We start from the raw sequence: 14,789 nt of genomic DNA on the forward strand, positions 1-14,789 counted from the left end.
CTGTCACTAGACCATAGCGGTTGAAGTGCCAAGCAAATTGCAGTGGGACCTTTATAGGGGCGGTGGAGTTACGGTGTGGTTAACCCGTACTGAGGCCACCGTTAACCGTTCAGCGTGCGGCGGCTTTCCGCTGATGCTGCTCGAGGTGCTTGATGATGTGCGCCGACACGTCGACGCCCGTCGCCGCTTCGATGCCTTCCAGTCCGGGCGACGCATTCACTTCGAGAATGAGCGGCCCGCGCCTGGAACGCAGCAGGTCGACGCCGGCGATGCCCAAGCCCAGCGCCTTGGCCGCGCGGATCGAGATCTGCCGTTCTTCGGCGCTGAGCGTCGCCGCCTGCGCGCTGCCGCCGCGATGCAGGTTGGCGCGGAAGTCGCCGGGGCTGGCGTCGCGCTGCATCGCCGCCACCACCTTGTTGCCGACCACGAAGCAGCGCAGGTCGCTGCCGTTGGCCTCGCCGATGAACTCCTGCACCAGGAAGTTCGCGTACAGGCCGCGGAAGGCCTCGATCACGCTCTGCGAGGCGCTGCGCTTTTCCGCCAGTACCACGCCGGTGCCCTGGCTGCCTTCGTTGAGCTTGATGACGTGCGGCGGGTCGCCCAGCATGGCCAGCACGTCGGCGGTGTCGTCGGGGTTGTCGCCGAACACCGTCACCGGCATGTCCAGGCCCTGCGAGGCCAGGATCTGCAGCGCACGCAGCTTGTCGCGCGCGCGCAGCACGGCGTCGGAGGGGTTGGGCGTGTATACGCCCATCATCTCCAGCTGGCGCAGCACCGCGGTGCCGTAGAAGGTGCTGGTGGTGCCGATGCGCGGGATCACCGCATCGATGTCCTTCAGCGGCTTGCCCTTGTAGCGGATCGCCACGTCGCCGGGCGCGATGCGCACGTAGCAGCGCAGCGGGTCGAGCACGCGCACCACGTGGCCGCGCTCGCGCGCCACCTCGACCAGGCGCTGGGTGGAATACAGGCGGGAATTGCGCGAGAGGATGGCGATCTTCATGGGACATCCGTGGCCGCGAGGGGATGGCGCGGTTGGGTGTAGGAGAGGGCCGGGTCCACCGCGAAGCGCCCGTGCAGCGCCGTGCGTCCCAGCAACATGGGAAACAGCATATGCCGCCGATCGGTCAGATTGACGTCGACGCTGAAGCTGCGCCCGGCCAGTACCAGGCCGGTGCGGATGAACCAGCGTTCGGTGCGCCTGCCGCCGGTGTCGATGACCACGCGCCGGTCGTGCGCCGGCGCCTCGCACAGCCGGCCCACGCGATGGCCGCGGCCGGTGCGCACGACGAAGCGCAGCCAGGTGGCCCCGTCGCGTTCGAAGGTTTCCAGTTCTTCCACGTGCAGCGCGCTGCTGCGCGCGCCGGTGTCGAGCTTGACCTTGAGCGAGTGAATGCCGAGGTCCGGCAATGCCAGGCGCTCCCGCCAGCCGAGTGTGATCACATCCGCCATCTTCAGCGCACTGATTCGGGAGAGGGGCTCGGTGGGGCGAGGGCGGGAATGGAGCGGGTGAAGGGAATCGAACCCTCGTCAGTAGCTTGGGAAGCTACAGCTCTACCATTGAGCTACACCCGCAACGACGGCGGATGGTAACCGGGAGCCGTGCGCTTGGGAACAACCCGGCGGCGGCTGCCCCGCGGACGCGTCCGAACGCGCGGTGAACCGCAGATGGCGGCCGGCTGAATCGCGCGCGGGACTGAACGAATTCCTTGCGCACGGCGCGCAGCGCGGCATGCACATAATCGGGCCGTCGGCGTCCGGCCATCCCATGCGTTCTTACGGACGTCATCAACGCGCAACGCTCTGGAGAACGTCATGCGTCTTCCCTCTTCCTTCATGGCACGCGCCTGGCCGCTCGCCGCGGCGGCGGCGCTGTTATGGTGCGCGGCCGGCCTGGTCCAGGCCCAGTCGCAGCCACCCGACAGCGACGCCGGCGATCCGCCGTCGCGCGTCGCCCGGCTCTCCTATGAATCCGGCGACCTCGGCATGCTCCCCTCCGGCACGCAGGACTGGAGCGATGCCAGCCTCAACCGCCCGCTCACCAGCGGCGACCGCCTGTCCACCGGCGCCGACGGCCGCGCGGAGCTCGAACTCGGCGGCGGCAGCCTGCGCATGGCGCAGAACACCGATTTCGGCCTGCTCGATCTGAACGACCAGGTCGCCCAGGTGGAACTGACCCAGGGCACGCTCAACCTCGCCGTGCGCAACCTCGGCGAAGGCGAGAGCTACGAGATCGACACGCCCACCGCCGCGCTGGTGATCACCCAGCCAGGCACTTTCCGCGTCGACATCGACCGCGACGGCCACACCACCGACGTCACCGTGTTCCGCGGCCAGGCCACGCTGTACGGCGAGAACAATGCGCAGCGCATGGTCAATGCCGGCACGCGCTACGTCATTGGCGATGCGGCGCTGAACCAGGTGTCGCTGGAGGACATCGGCGACCGCGGCGACGCCTTCGACGACTGGTGCTACCAGCGCGACCAGCGCTATGCGAATTCGCCGAGCCGCCGCTATGTCTCCGACGAAGTGGTCGGCTATCAGGACCTGGACGACCACGGCGACTGGCAGACCGATCCCGACTACGGCGCCGTCTGGTACCCGTCGCAGGTGGCGGCCGACTGGGCGCCGTACCGCGACGGCCACTGGGCCTGGGTCGCCCCCTGGGGCTGGACCTGGGTGGACGACGCGCCCTGGGGCTTCGCCCCGTTCCATTACGGCCGCTGGGCCTTCGTCGGCCACCGCTGGGGCTGGGTGCCGGGGCCGGTGGCGGTGCGTCCGGTGTACGCGCCGGCGCTGGTCGCCTTCGTCGGCGGCGGCAACTGGAGCGTGTCGATCGGTATCGGCGGCGGCGCGCCGGTGGGCTGGTTCCCGCTCGGCCCGCGCGAGGTCTACAACCCGTGGTACCGCGCCAGCCGCAACTACTACACCAACGTCAACGTCACCAATATCTATGTGCGCAACGTCAACCGCACCACGGTGATCAATAACATCAACAACCAGTACAACTATTTCCGCAGCGGACGCCCGGCGCCCAACGTCGCTTACGCCAACCGCGGCGTGCCGCACGCCTTCAGCGCCGTGCCGAGCCGCACTTTCGCCAGCGCGCAGAACGTGCGCCGCAACCTGGTCCAGGCCGATCCGGGCCGCTTCGCCGCCGCGCCGGTGCTCGCCCGCGGCGTGGCGATCCAGCCGACCCGCGCCAGCTTCGCGCCGCCGCGCCCGGCCAATGCGCGGCCGCTGCCGGCGGCCGGCTTCCAGCGTGAAGTGGTGGCGCGCCGCGCACCGCCGGCCAACCCCATGGCGCGCCCGGTGGCCGACGACGTGCGGCCGAACCGCCTCGGCCAACAGCGCCCCGGCATGCCGGTGGCGCCGCCGTCGAACGTGCGCGTGCTGGGCAGCGCCGGTCCGGTGGGCCCGAACGGTGCGAATCGTCCGATGCCAGGCCGCGACACCGCCGCCACCGTGCCGGCGCGCCTGCCGCCGGTCGGCAACCGCCCCGATAACGCCAGCGTCGACAACGCACCGCGCCGCTTCGAAGCCAATAACCGCCCGGACAGCGCCGCGAACGCGCCGAACGCACGCCCGGACATGCGCCCGAACGAACTGCCCTCGGCCCGCTTCGCCCACCCCGACGCCGCCGACCGCGCCGCCTGGCAGAACCGCCGCGATGGCGGGCAGCCGATCGGCAACGACAACGGCCGCGGCAACAACCCGCGTCCTGGCGTGAGCTTCGTCACCAACCCCGAGCAGGACCGTGCCCGCCAGGCGCAGATGCAGCCGCAGCCACAGGCCACCCCGCAGCCGCGCACCCTGCCCGACGTGCAGCGCTTCAACCGCCGCGACGAGCCGGGCGCCGCGCCCGAAGCGCACCAGCCGCGCTACGAGCCGCAGCCCAACCGCCAGGACGACCGTCCGCAGCCGGAGCGCCAGCTGGACCGCCCGCAGCCCATGCCGCAGAACGCCGCCCCGCGCGACTTCCGCCAGGCGCAGCCGCAGCCCTCGTTCCGCCAGGAGCGCAATGAACCGCAGCCGGAGCCGCGCATCGAACGCGCCCCGCCGCAGCGGGCCGAGCCGATGCCGCAGCCCAGCCTGCGCGAAGCGCGGCCTGCCTACGAGCGGCCGAACCCGCCGCCGCAACCGCAGCCGCGCGAACAGGCCCGGCCGCAGCCGCCCCAGAACCAGAACCACGGCGGCGAACACCGTCCGCCGCCGCGCGGCAAGGAAGAGCACCAGAACTGAAGCGCCCCACGAGCCCGGCACACGCCGGGCTCTTTCTTTGGGCATCACGCCGGCAGCGGCTACAATGCCGCGATGCAGATCATGCTCAATGGCAGCCCACGCGACTGCGCCAACGCCATCACCGTCGCCCAGCTGCTGCAGGAAGCCGGCTACGGCGACCGCCGCGTGGCGGTGGAAGTGAATCGCGAAATCGTCCCCCGCAGCATGCACATCCGCTGGGTCCTCGCCGAGGGCGACCAGGTCGAGATCGTGCACGCCATCGGCGGCGGCTGATGCCCCGCCCCTCCCCCGTGTCCGAGACCCCATGAACACCAAGACCCACGACGTCGCCGACCCGCTCGTCATCGCCGGCAAGAGCTACGGCTCGCGCCTGCTCACCGGCACCGGCAAGTACAAGGATTTCGACGAAACGCGCCGCGCCACCCAGGCCGCCGGCGCCGACATCGTCACCCTGGCGATCCGCCGCGTGAACATCGGCCAGGACGCCAGCCAGCCCAACCTGCTCGACGCACTGCCGCCCAGCGAATTCACCCTGCTGCCCAATACCGCCGGCTGCTACAACGCCGTCGACGCCGTGCGCACCTGCCGCCTCGCGCGCGAACTGCTGGACGGCCACAAGCTGGTGAAGCTGGAAGTGCTCGGCGACGAGCGCACCCTGTTCCCCGACGTGGTGGAAACCCTGAAAGCCGCCGAGACCCTGGTCGCCGACGGCTTCGACGTCATGGTCTACACCAGCGACGACCCGATCCTGGCCAGGCGCCTGGAACAGATCGGCTGCGTGGCGGTGATGCCGCTGGCCGCGCCGATCGGCTCGGGGCTGGGCATCCAGAACCGCTACAACCTGCTGGAAATCATCGAGAGCGCCAAGGTGCCGATCATCGTCGACGCCGGCGTGGGCACCGCCTCGGATGCCGCCATCGCGATGGAACTGGGCTGCGACGGCGTGCTGATGAACACCGCCATCGCCGGCGCCAGGGACCCGGTGCTGATGGCGCACGCGATGAAGCTGGCGATCGAGGCCGGCCGCGCCGCCTTCCGCGCCGGCCGCATCCCGCGCAAGCGCTACGCCTCGGCGTCCAGTCCGATCGACGGCACCATCGGCTGAGCATGGGCGAGCACAGCGAAGACAGCGCGCGGTACCTGCGCCGCATCCGCAGCTTCGTGCTGCGCGAGGGCCGCATGACGCCGGCGCAGCAGCGCGCCTTCGACGAACACTGGGCGCGCTTCGGCATCGACTACAGCGCCACCGTGCAGGACTACCCCGCGCGCTTCGGCCGCCAGGCGCCGCTGGTGATGGAGATCGGCTTCGGCAACGGCGAGGCGCTGGCCTGGGCCAGCGAGCACGATCAGGCGCGCGACTATCTGGGCATCGAGGTGCACGGCCCGGGCGTGGGCCGGCTGATGAATGCGCTGGCCGCGCGCGATGCCGCCAATGTGCGCCTGTACAAGCACGATGCGGTGGAAGTGCTCGAACACGAGATCGCCCCCGGCACCCTGGCCGAGGCGCGCATCTGGTTCCCCGATCCCTGGCACAAGAAGCGCCACAACAAGCGCCGCATCGTGCAGCCGGAGTTTGTCGCGCTGCTGGCCTCGCGCATGGCGCCCGGCGGCCTGCTGCACCTGGCCACCGATTGGCAGCCCTACGCCGAACACATGCTCGAAGTGATGGAAGCGGCGCCCGACTGGCGCAACGACGCCGGCCCCGGCCAGTACGCCGAGAAACCCGCATGGCGCATCGAGACCCACTTCGAGCGGCGCGGCCTGAAGCTGGGCCACGGCGTGTGGGATCTGCTCTATCGCCGCGCCTGAGGTGCGGCGTGTCCCCAGGGACGGCTCCGATTCACCAGTGAAGCAGTGGCACCGCCTATACTCGCCGGCCAGAGCAAGCTGACAAAAACAGGGACGAGTCTTCGCAGCGTGACGCAAGCACCGCCCAACGCCATCCACCTTCGCCCTCTGGTCCGACAGGAAGCCAGCTAGTGGGACTCTCGCTCACCCCCGAAATGATCCTGGTGCTCGGGCTGGTGGGCTTCACCATGCTGATGCTGGTGCTGGAGTGGATCCGCGCCGACGTGGTGGCGCTGCTGGTGGTGGTGGTGATCGGCCTGACCGGCCTGATTCCCTCCGACCGCGTGTTCAACGGCTTCGCCGGCAACGCGGTGATCGCCATCATCGCGATCATGATCATGGGCGCGGGGCTCGACCGCGCCGGCGTGCTCGGCCTGACCGCCAACTTCGTGATGCGCATGGCGCGCGGCGTGGAATCGCGCCTGGGCGTGGTGATCAACCTGGTCACCAGCCTGTTCAGCGCGGTGATCCCCAGCCAGGCGCTGGCCGCGCTGATGATCCCGGTCACCAGCCGCCTGGCCGCGCGCACCGGCGTGCCGCTTTCGCGCCTGCTGCTGCCGATGGCGTTCTGCATCCTCACCGCCACCAACACCACGCTGATCGCCAACTCGCCGCTGATCGTGCTCAACGACCTGATCGCGAGCGCGAACGCCAACCTGCCGCCGGGCGCGCACACCATTCCGAAGTTCGGCCTGTTCAGCGTGACCCCGGTCGGCCTGGTGCTGGCGCTGTGCGGCGTGCTGTTCTTCTACCTGTTCACGCCCAAGCTGCTGCCGGAGCGCGAGGACGAGCGCCTGAAGGTGACGCCGGGCCGCACCGAGAGCTACTTCGCCGAGACCTACGGCATCGTGGGCGAGACGGCCGAGCTCACCGTCACCGCGGAAAGCCCGCTGGTCGGCATGAGCATCGGCGAGGTGGAACAGCTGTACGGCGCGCCGCTGATCCTGGCGATCAAGAGCGGCACCGAGGCACGCATGGCGCCGCCGGTGGACCACGTGATCTGGGTGGGCTCGGTGCTGGGCGTGCTGGGTCCGCGCGAGCAGCTCAGCCAGTTCGCCAACAACCAGCTGTGCAAGCTGTCGCCGCGCATGCGCCAGCTGGGCGAGCTGTTCAATTCCAGCCGCGCCGGCATTTCGGAGGCGGTGATCCCGCCCAGCTCGCGCTTCATCAAGCAGAGTGTCGCCGAGCTGCGCCTGCGCAAGCGCTACGGCATCTCGGTGCTGGCGGTGAACCGCGGCGACCAGGTGTTCCGCGACGACGTGCGCGCGGTGAGCCTGCGCGCCGGCGACACCCTGGTGCTGCACAGCAGCTGGCGCGACCTGGGGCTGGCGTCGGAGGACAAGGACCTGGTCGTGGTCACCGACATCCCGAAGGAGGAACAGCGCCCCGGCAAGATCTGGCAGGCGGTGGGCTTCTTCGTGCTGGCCAAGTGCCTGGCCCTGTTCACCCACCTGGATCTGTCGGTGGCGATGATGACCGGCGCCATCGGCATGCTGCTCACCGGCGTGCTGAACATGGACGAGGCCTACAAGGCGATCAACTGGAAGACCATCTTCGTCACCGCCTGCCTGATTCCGCTGGGCTGGTCGATGGACGCCACCGGCACCGCCGCGTGGCTGGCGCAGGAGGTGCTGCAGCACCTCGGCAATGCCTCGCCTTACGTGCTGCAGCTGTGCCTGGCGATCCTCACCCTGCTGTTCTCGCAGGTGATGTCCAACGTCGGCGCCACGGTGATGATGGTGCCGATCGCCATCAGCGTGGCGGTGGCCACCGGCGGCAACCCGTCGGCGTATGCGCTGATCGTGGCGGTGTCCTCGTCCAACACCTTCCTGCTCACCTCCGGCCACCCCGCCCTGATGATGGTGGCCGGCCCCGGCGGCTACCGCGGCAAGGACTTCCTGCGCGTGGGCCTGCCGCTGACCGCGATGGTGCTGGTGATCACCCTGGTGGCGATCAACCTGATGTTCCGCTGAGTCAGCCGAGGCGCACTTCGCCGTCCACCACCTCCACCGCCACCGCGTGCAGGTGCTCGCCGCGGCAGGGGCCGCCGATGCACAGGCCGTCGGCGGTATTGAAGCTGGCGCCGTGCGCGGCGCAGACCAGCACGCCGTCGCGGATCAGGAACTTGCCCGGCGCCCAGTCCAGCCGGCGCCCCGCATGCGGGCAGATATTGAGATAGGCCTGTGCGGCGCCGCCGTGGCGCACCACGATCAGGCTTTCCTCCCCCTCGGGCAGCGCGGCGTCGACGGCGATCGCCTCGCCGTCGATAATTTCGTCGAGGCGGCAGAGTGGCTGGGCGGGGGTGGCTGTATCCATCGGCACTTGTCTCTCAGGGGTGAAAGCCCCATCGTTACGCACGTAAGTCATTGATTTTACCACACGGATTTTTAACACATGCGCTTCACGCTGCCGTCTCCGCGTCGTTCCCGCCACCCGCTGGTCCGTGCCCTGTCGCTGCTGGTCGGCGTGGCGCTGGTGGGCGTGCTGCTGGTGTTCGGTCTGGTCGTGGCCGGCGTGCTGCTGGTCGGCGGCGGCCTGTGGCTGGCCCTGCGCCACTGGACCCGCAAGAGTAATGCCTCCGCCGCGGCGCCGCGCGCCGCCGGCACGCACCAGCCGGAAGTGCTGGAAGGCGAGTTCGTGGTGCTGCACCAGTCGCACCACCACGCCGCGCGCTGAGCGCGTTCGCGCAAGAAGCGGATAGTCCCGCCCATGCCGGATGGCTAGCCTGATGGCATGGACATCCGCACCGCTCCCATGAATCACCGCCAGGGCACCGAAGCCGCGCTCGAACGCGCGCGTGCGCTGATCGAGGACGCCGAGCAGGCGCCCAGCCTGGACACCCTGGCCGAAGCCGCTGGCTTGAGCCCCACTTATCTGCAGCGCGCGTTCCGCCGCCGCTATGGCATGAGTCCGGCCGAATACCACCGCGCCCGCCGCTTCGGCCAGTTCAAGGCCTCGCTGCGCGACGGCGCGGCGGTGACCGACGCGGTCTACGACGCCGGCTTCGGCTCCGGCAGCCGCGTCTACGAGCACAGCAACCGCCTGCTCGGCATGACCCCGGCCAGCTACCGCGCCGGCGGCCTCGGCGCCAGCATCCGCTACACCACCACCGACACCCCGCTGGGCCGCCTGCTGGTGGCGACCACCGCGCGCGGCATCTGCTCGGTGACCCTGGGCGACGGCGACGCCGACCTGCAGCGCCGCCTGCGCGAGGAATTCCCCCAGGCCGAACTGGAACGCGTCGATGCCGGCCGCGAGGAATGGCTGGACGCGGTGATCGCGCGCATCGCTTCCGAACTGGGCTGGACCGACGCCGCCGCGCCGGAGCTGCCGCCGCTGGATATCGCCGCCACCGCGTTCCAGTGGCGCGTGTGGGACGCCCTCACCCGCATCCCCGCCGGCAGCACGCGCAGCTATGGCGAGATCGCCGCGGACATCGGCCTGCCGAAGGCGGCGCGCGCGGTAGGCCAGGCCTGCGGCAACAACCGGGTGGCCCTGATCGTGCCCTGCCACCGCGTGGTGCGCGAGGACGGTTCGATCGGCGGCTGGCGCTGGGGTGTCGAACGCAAGCGCGAGCTGCTGGCGCGGGAACGGCGGCGGGCTTCGGCCTGAGCCTAAAACCGGGTAATTCCGGCTGCGCCTTGATGCTCCCTCAAGGTAGCCTTGCAAACCGCTCGCTACTCGCCGTCCGGGCCACGCATTATCTTGCCGGGTCGCTAGACTAGTCGCCGCGCCCCTTCCCTCCCGCGCCATCCCCGCCATGACCGACCAGTCCGTTTCCAACGCCGCCCGCGCGGCGCAAGGCCCGTTCGCCGACACGCGCGTGATGATTCCGCTCGCGCTGTTCGCGCTGTACATCATCTGGGGTTCCACCTATCTGGGCATCCGCCTGGCGCTGGAAAGCTATCCGCCGTTCCTGCTCGCCGGCATCCGCTTCCTGTGCGCCGGCGTGCTGATGTTCGGCCTGCTGCGCCTGCGCGGCGTGGCCATGCCCACCGCGCGGCAGTGGCGCAATGCCGGCATCACCGGCGTGCTGCTGCTGGGCTTCGGCAACGGCCTGGTGTGCTTCGCCGAGCAGAGCGTCAGTTCCGGTATCGCCGCGGTGGCGGTGGCCAGCCTGCCGCTGTTCGCGGCGCTGTTCTCCGGCCTGTACGGGCAGTGGCCGACCGGGCGCGAAACCGTCGGCCTGGTGATCGGCTTCGCCGGCGTGGTGGTGCTCAACCTGGGCAGCAGCCTGTCGGCGTCGCGCATCGGCGCGATCGCGCTGATCGTGGCGGCGGCGAGCTGGGCCTTCGGCTCGATCTGGAGCAAGCGCCAGGACATGCCCGCCGGCCCGATGAACACCGCCGCGCAGATGCTGGTGGCCAGCGTGGCCCTGCTGCTGGTGGGCTTCGGCACGGGCGAACGCCTGCCCGCGCATCCGACCCTGCACGCGACGCTGGCGGTCGGCTACCTGGTGGTGTTCGGTTCGCTGATCGCCTTCAGCGCCTACCTCTACGTGCTCAAGAACGCGCGCCCCGCCGTGGCCACCAGCTATGCCTACGTGAACCCGCCGGTGGCGGTGCTGTTCGGCGTGCTGATCGCCGGCGAGCACGTAGGCCCGTACGACATCGCCGGCATGGCGGTGATCCTGCTCGGCGTGGCGATCATCACGCTGTTCAAGCAGCGCGCGAAGGGCTGAGACCAAGATCGTATTGCCGCTGTGCGCGGCTTGCGCCACCCTCCCCGCATTTGGGGAGGGCGGTCATGCCGAATGCGAACGAAGGTGCCCTGGCCCGCGCGGCCCTGCGCAGTTCCGCCTGGGCCGAACGCTGGTTTCCCGATGCATGGGTGTTCGCCGCGCTGGGCGTGATCCTGGTGGCCGGCGCCGCACTGGCCTTCGGCGCCACGCCCACGGTCACCGTCAATGCCTTCGGCGACGGTTTCTGGAGCCTGATTCCCTTCACCATGCAGATGGCCTTCGTGGTGATCGGCGGCTATGTGGTCGCCACCGCGCCGGTGGTCGCGCGCTTTATCGAATTACTGGCGCGCGTGCCGCGCAGCGGCCGCGGCGCGGTGTGCTACGTGGGCCTGGTCAGCATGCTGGCTTCGCTGCTGTCCTGGGGTTTCTCGCTGGTGTTCGGCGGTCTGCTGGTGCGTGCGCTGGCGCGGCGCGGCGAGCTGCGCATGGACTATCGCGCGGCCGGCGCCGCGGCCTACCTGGGCCTGGGCGCGGTGTGGGCGATGGGGCTTTCCTCGTCCGCCGCGCAACTTCAGGCCAATCCCAAGAGCATGCCGCCGGGGCTGCTCAACATCACCGGCGTGCTGCCTTTCAGCCAGACCATTTTCCTGTGGCAATCGATCGTGCTCACCGCCGTGCTGATCGCGGTGTCGCTGCTGATCTGCTGGTTCACCGCGCCGTCGGAAGCGAGCGCGCGCACCGCGGAAGATTTCGGCGTGGGCGAAGCCGCCGCCACGCCGCCGCTGCCGCCGCGCACGCGGCCCGGCGAATGGCTGGAATACAGCCCGCTGCTGTCGCTGCTGATCGGCCTGCTCGGGCTGGGCTGGCTCGGCTATGAGTTCGCCAGCAAGCCGGCGGTCACCGCCATCGCCAATCTCAATACCTACAACTTTCTGTTCCTCACCGTCGGCCTGCTGCTGCACTGGCGTCCGCGCAGTTTTCTCAACGCGGTGGCGCGCGCGGTGCCGAGCACGGCCGGCGTGCTGATCCAGTTCCCGCTGTACGGCGGCATCGCCGCGCTGCTCACGCATGCGCCGGGGCTGGGCGGCGACACGCTGGCGCATCGCCTGTCCGGCCTGTTCGTGCACGTCGCTTCCACCGACAGCTTCACCCTGGTGATGGGCGCGTACTCCGCCATCCTCGGCTTCTTCGTTCCGTCGGGCGGCGGCAAGTGGCTGGTGGAAGCGCCGTACGTGATGCAGGCGGCGAACGACCTGCACGTGCACCTGGGCTGGGCGGTGCAGGTCTACAACGCGGCCGAGGCGCTGCCCAACCTGATCAATCCGTTCTGGATGCTGCCGCTGCTGGGCGTGCTGGGCCTGAAGGCGCGCGACATCGTGGGCTTCACCTTTATCCAGCTGGTGGTGCACGTGCCGCTGGTGCTGGGCCTGCTGTGGCTGCTGGGCATGACCCTGACTTATGTGCCCCCAGTGATGCCATAACGCACAGCGCAGGTTGGGGTGAGCGCAGCGAACCCCGACGGATGTCCCGATGTACCCGGGCGCCACATTGGAGTTCGCCTACGGCTCACTCCAACCTGCACATCAGGCTGCGTTGACGCTGGCTTTGAGGGCCGCGGCAAGAATGCGCACCGCCTCGCGCGTGCGCGGGTCGGCGGCGCGCTGGTGCAGCACGATGCGCGTCAGCGGCAAGCGCGGCAAACCCAGCGGCTCGCCCACATCGACGATCGAAGGCGGACATACGCGCCTTGGCAACGGCGCCACCGCCAATCCCGCGCACGCAGCCGCCACAACCGCAGGCAAGCCGCCACCGACGAACACCTCGGTCCACGCCACGTCCGCATCGTCCAGCGCCTTCAAGGCCATCGCGCGCACCGCGCAAGGCGCCGCGAGTGCGGCAAGACGCAGCGGCTCGCCCGCCGGCTGCTTCCAGTCCGGCAGCGCGTACCAGGCATACGGCTCGCTGAAGAGCAGCTCGCCGCCCGGACGCCCGTCGGCGCTGCAGACGATGGCCGCGTCGAGTTCGCCGTTGTCATAGGCGGCCATCACGCTGACCGAGGAACCGATGCGTACCTCGATGCGCAGCGAGCGGTCGTAAGCGCCGATCTTCGCCAGCAGCTGCGGCAGCTCGGTGCCGGCCGATTGATCGCTGATGCCGACGCGCAGGCTGAGCCGCGCTTCCGTGCGCCCATGCAGCGCGCGCTCATGGGCTTCCAGCAAGTCGCGGGCGGCATCGAGAAACGCCGCGCCTTCCTGCGACAGCCGCACGCGCCGCGGCGTGCGCTCCAGCAGCCGCCGCCCCAGCCGTTCCTCCAGCCGCTTGAGCTTCAGGCTGACCGCCGACTGGGTGGTATCCAGCGCCTCGGCCGCACGGGTGAAGCTGCTCAGATCCGCCACCAGCACGAAGGCCTGCACCGCATCGAGATCCAGCGGCCGGATCAATGAACCATTTTCGATCGTCATGATTGAAATATCCGTCGATCAGTTTTTCTTATCTTAAGCCGGTACTACGCTGCACGCCATTCCCACCTCCTTCCCCACCGAGGAGACCGCCATGACCCCGACCGACGCGGGCGACCCGCGCCGCTGGTTGGCCTTGCCCGTGCTGCTGACCGGCGCCTTCCTGCCGCCGCTGGATTTCTTCATCGTCAACGTGGCCCTGCCCTCGATCCGCGGCGCACTGCACGCCAGCGCCGCCCAGACGCAGTTCGTGATCTCTGCCTATGCGGCGATCTACGCCGTCTGCCTGATCACCGGCGGCCGCCTGGGCGACCTGTTCGGCCGCCGCCGGCTGTTTCTCCTCGGCATCGCCGGCTTCGTGATGGCCTCCCTGCTGTGCGGCCTGGCCTGGTCGGCGGATGCGCTGCTGGCCGGCCGCCTGCTGCAGGGGCTGGCCGCGGCCGCGCTGGCGCCGCAGGTGCTCGCCTCTATCCGCGTGATGTTCCCCAGCGCCGAGCAGCCGCGTGCGCTGGCGCTGTATGCGGCGACGTTCGGCCTGGCGGCCACGCTCGGCCAGGTGCTCGGCGGCGTGCTGATCGCGGCCGGCTGGTGGGGCATGAGCTGGCAGTGGATCTTCCTGGTGAATCTGCCGGTGGGCATCGCCGCGTTTGCCGGCGGCCTGCGCTGGCTGCGCGAATCGCGCGAGGCGCAGGCGAAGAAGCTCGATCCCGGCGGCATGGCCCTGCTCTCCATGGCGCTCGCCGCGCTGGTCTATCCGCTGGTGGAAGGCCGCGAGCAGGGCTGGCCGTCATGGACCTGGGCCATGCTCGGCGCCTCGCTGCTGCTGTTCGCGCTGTTCCTGCGCTTCGAGGCGAAGCTGGCGCGCCACGGCGGCGCGCCGCTGGTCGACGTGAGCCTGCTGCGGCATGGCGAATTCATGCTCGGCATCGTCGTTACCCTGGGTTTCTATCTGACCTCGGCTTTCATGTTCACTTATGCGGCCTATCTGCAAGGCGGCCTGGGCCGCGATGCCTTGCATACGGGCCTGGCGACGCTGCCGTTCACGCTCGGCTATCTGTTCGCCTCGGTCACTGCCGCGCCCGTGATGCACCGATTGGGACGCGCCACGCTGCCGCTGTCGCTCGCGGTGCAGGCGGTTGGCTTCGCGCTGATCATCGCCGGCATCAGGAATGCCTCCGCCATGCAGACGGGCCTGATCGTCTCCGGCATCGGCTTCGGCTTCGCGTTCCCGTCGCTGATGCGCGCCGTGCTCGGCAGCGTCGATGCGCGCCACGCCGGCCTCGCCTCCGGCATGGTGATCACCGCGCTGCAGATCAGCGCCGCGCTCGGCGTGGCGGTCATCGGCGGCGTGTTCTACAGCACGCTGGGCGCGGCGCGCGACCCGTCGGCGTACGCGCACGCCTTCACCACCGGCCTGGGCTGCAACGTCGTCGCGCTCGCCGTCATCGCGCTGCTGGCCAGCCTGCTCGGCCGCCACGGCGTGGCGAATGCCAGCGTGCAGGTGGCGCCGGAGGCATAAAAAAAGGGCCGCGATGCGGCCCTTTTTCTCCAACTTCGATTCG

Annotated in this window: 14 protein-coding genes and 1 tRNA gene; 10 read left to right on the top strand and 5 right to left on the bottom strand. The window is 69.8% G+C overall.

Annotated elements, in window-relative coordinates:
• Positions 1-109: 109 nt before the first annotated feature.
• From rimK to FHW84_RS02535, 3 genes are all read right to left on the bottom strand, one after another.
• Positions 110-1,000: a 30S ribosomal protein S6--L-glutamate ligase gene (gene rimK, locus FHW84_RS02525; protein WP_167252534.1), complete on the bottom strand. Its 891-nt coding sequence runs from the start codon at positions 998-1,000 to the stop codon at positions 110-112.
• Entirely contained in the window at positions 997-1,449 is a 453-nt protein-coding gene (locus FHW84_RS02530) for a RimK/LysX family protein (RefSeq protein WP_167252535.1), read from the bottom strand. The genes rimK and FHW84_RS02530 overlap by 4 nt, the downstream gene beginning before the upstream one ends.
• A 49-nt stretch (positions 1,450-1,498) precedes the next feature.
• Positions 1,499-1,572: transfer RNA gene (locus FHW84_RS02535), tRNA-Gly, on the bottom strand.
• 240 nt (positions 1,573-1,812) lie between these two features.
• Between FHW84_RS02535 and FHW84_RS02540 the strand changes: the two genes are divergently transcribed.
• From FHW84_RS02540 to FHW84_RS02560, 5 genes are all read left to right on the top strand, one after another.
• On the top strand, positions 1,813-4,239 hold the full coding sequence (locus FHW84_RS02540; protein ID WP_167252536.1) for a FecR family protein: 2,427 nt from the start codon (positions 1,813-1,815) through the stop codon (positions 4,237-4,239).
• 72 nt (positions 4,240-4,311) lie between these two features.
• Positions 4,312-4,512, top strand: a complete 201-nt coding sequence (gene thiS / locus FHW84_RS02545) for a sulfur carrier protein ThiS (protein WP_026633771.1) — start codon at positions 4,312-4,314, stop codon at positions 4,510-4,512.
• Positions 4,513-4,543: 31 nt separating this feature from the next.
• Positions 4,544-5,344 carry a thiazole synthase gene (locus FHW84_RS02550; protein WP_167252537.1) on the top strand — a complete coding sequence of 267 codons (801 nt, stop codon included), beginning with the start codon at positions 4,544-4,546 and terminating at the stop codon, positions 5,342-5,344.
• Positions 5,345-5,346: 2 nt separating this feature from the next.
• The gene (gene trmB / locus FHW84_RS02555; protein ID WP_167252538.1) at positions 5,347-6,048 is read left to right on the top strand and encodes a tRNA (guanosine(46)-N7)-methyltransferase TrmB; all 702 of its coding nucleotides are present in this window, start codon (positions 5,347-5,349) and stop codon (positions 6,046-6,048) included.
• Between the two features lie 194 nt (positions 6,049-6,242).
• Entirely contained in the window at positions 6,243-8,060 is a 1,818-nt protein-coding gene (locus FHW84_RS02560; RefSeq protein ID WP_167252752.1) for an SLC13 family permease, read from the top strand.
• A gap of 1 nt (position 8,061) precedes the next feature.
• Here FHW84_RS02560 and FHW84_RS02565 read toward each other — a convergent pair whose 3' ends face one another.
• Positions 8,062-8,403 (bottom strand): Rieske 2Fe-2S domain-containing protein, encoded by a 342-nt coding sequence (locus tag FHW84_RS02565; protein ID WP_167252539.1) that lies wholly within the window; start codon positions 8,401-8,403, stop codon positions 8,062-8,064.
• Between the two features lie 78 nt (positions 8,404-8,481).
• On the opposite strand from FHW84_RS02565, the gene FHW84_RS02570 reads away from it, so the two are divergent.
• The 4 genes from FHW84_RS02570 to FHW84_RS02585 all read left to right on the top strand — a co-directional run bounded on the left by FHW84_RS02570 (position 8,482) and on the right by FHW84_RS02585 (position 12,249).
• A complete protein-coding gene (locus FHW84_RS02570) occupies positions 8,482-8,763 on the top strand; it encodes a hypothetical protein (protein WP_167252540.1) in 282 nt (93 codons plus the stop codon).
• 78 nt (positions 8,764-8,841) lie between these two features.
• Positions 8,842-9,699 carry a methylated-DNA--[protein]-cysteine S-methyltransferase gene (locus FHW84_RS02575; protein WP_167252541.1) on the top strand — a complete coding sequence of 286 codons (858 nt, stop codon included), beginning with the start codon at positions 8,842-8,844 and terminating at the stop codon, positions 9,697-9,699.
• Positions 9,700-9,847: 148 nt separating this feature from the next.
• Positions 9,848-10,768 carry a drug/metabolite exporter YedA gene (yedA, locus tag FHW84_RS02580; protein WP_167252542.1) on the top strand — a complete coding sequence of 307 codons (921 nt, stop codon included), beginning with the start codon at positions 9,848-9,850 and terminating at the stop codon, positions 10,766-10,768.
• 65 nt (positions 10,769-10,833) lie between these two features.
• The gene (locus FHW84_RS02585) at positions 10,834-12,249 is read left to right on the top strand and encodes a TIGR00366 family protein (protein ID WP_208399576.1); all 1,416 of its coding nucleotides are present in this window, start codon (positions 10,834-10,836) and stop codon (positions 12,247-12,249) included.
• A gap of 102 nt (positions 12,250-12,351) precedes the next feature.
• Here FHW84_RS02585 and FHW84_RS02590 read toward each other — a convergent pair whose 3' ends face one another.
• Positions 12,352-13,230, bottom strand: a complete 879-nt coding sequence (locus tag FHW84_RS02590) for a LysR family transcriptional regulator (RefSeq protein ID WP_167252543.1) — start codon at positions 13,228-13,230, stop codon at positions 12,352-12,354.
• 91 nt (positions 13,231-13,321) lie between these two features.
• Between FHW84_RS02590 and FHW84_RS02595 the strand changes: the two genes are divergently transcribed.
• Positions 13,322-14,746: an MFS transporter gene (locus tag FHW84_RS02595; RefSeq protein ID WP_167252544.1), complete on the top strand. Its 1,425-nt coding sequence runs from the start codon at positions 13,322-13,324 to the stop codon at positions 14,744-14,746.
• The last annotated feature ends 43 nt before the right edge of the window (positions 14,747-14,789 follow it).

The organism is Dyella sp. SG562, assembly GCF_011759495.1.
GTDB classification, from domain to species: Bacteria; Pseudomonadota; Gammaproteobacteria; order Xanthomonadales; family Rhodanobacteraceae; genus Dyella_D; species Dyella_D marensis.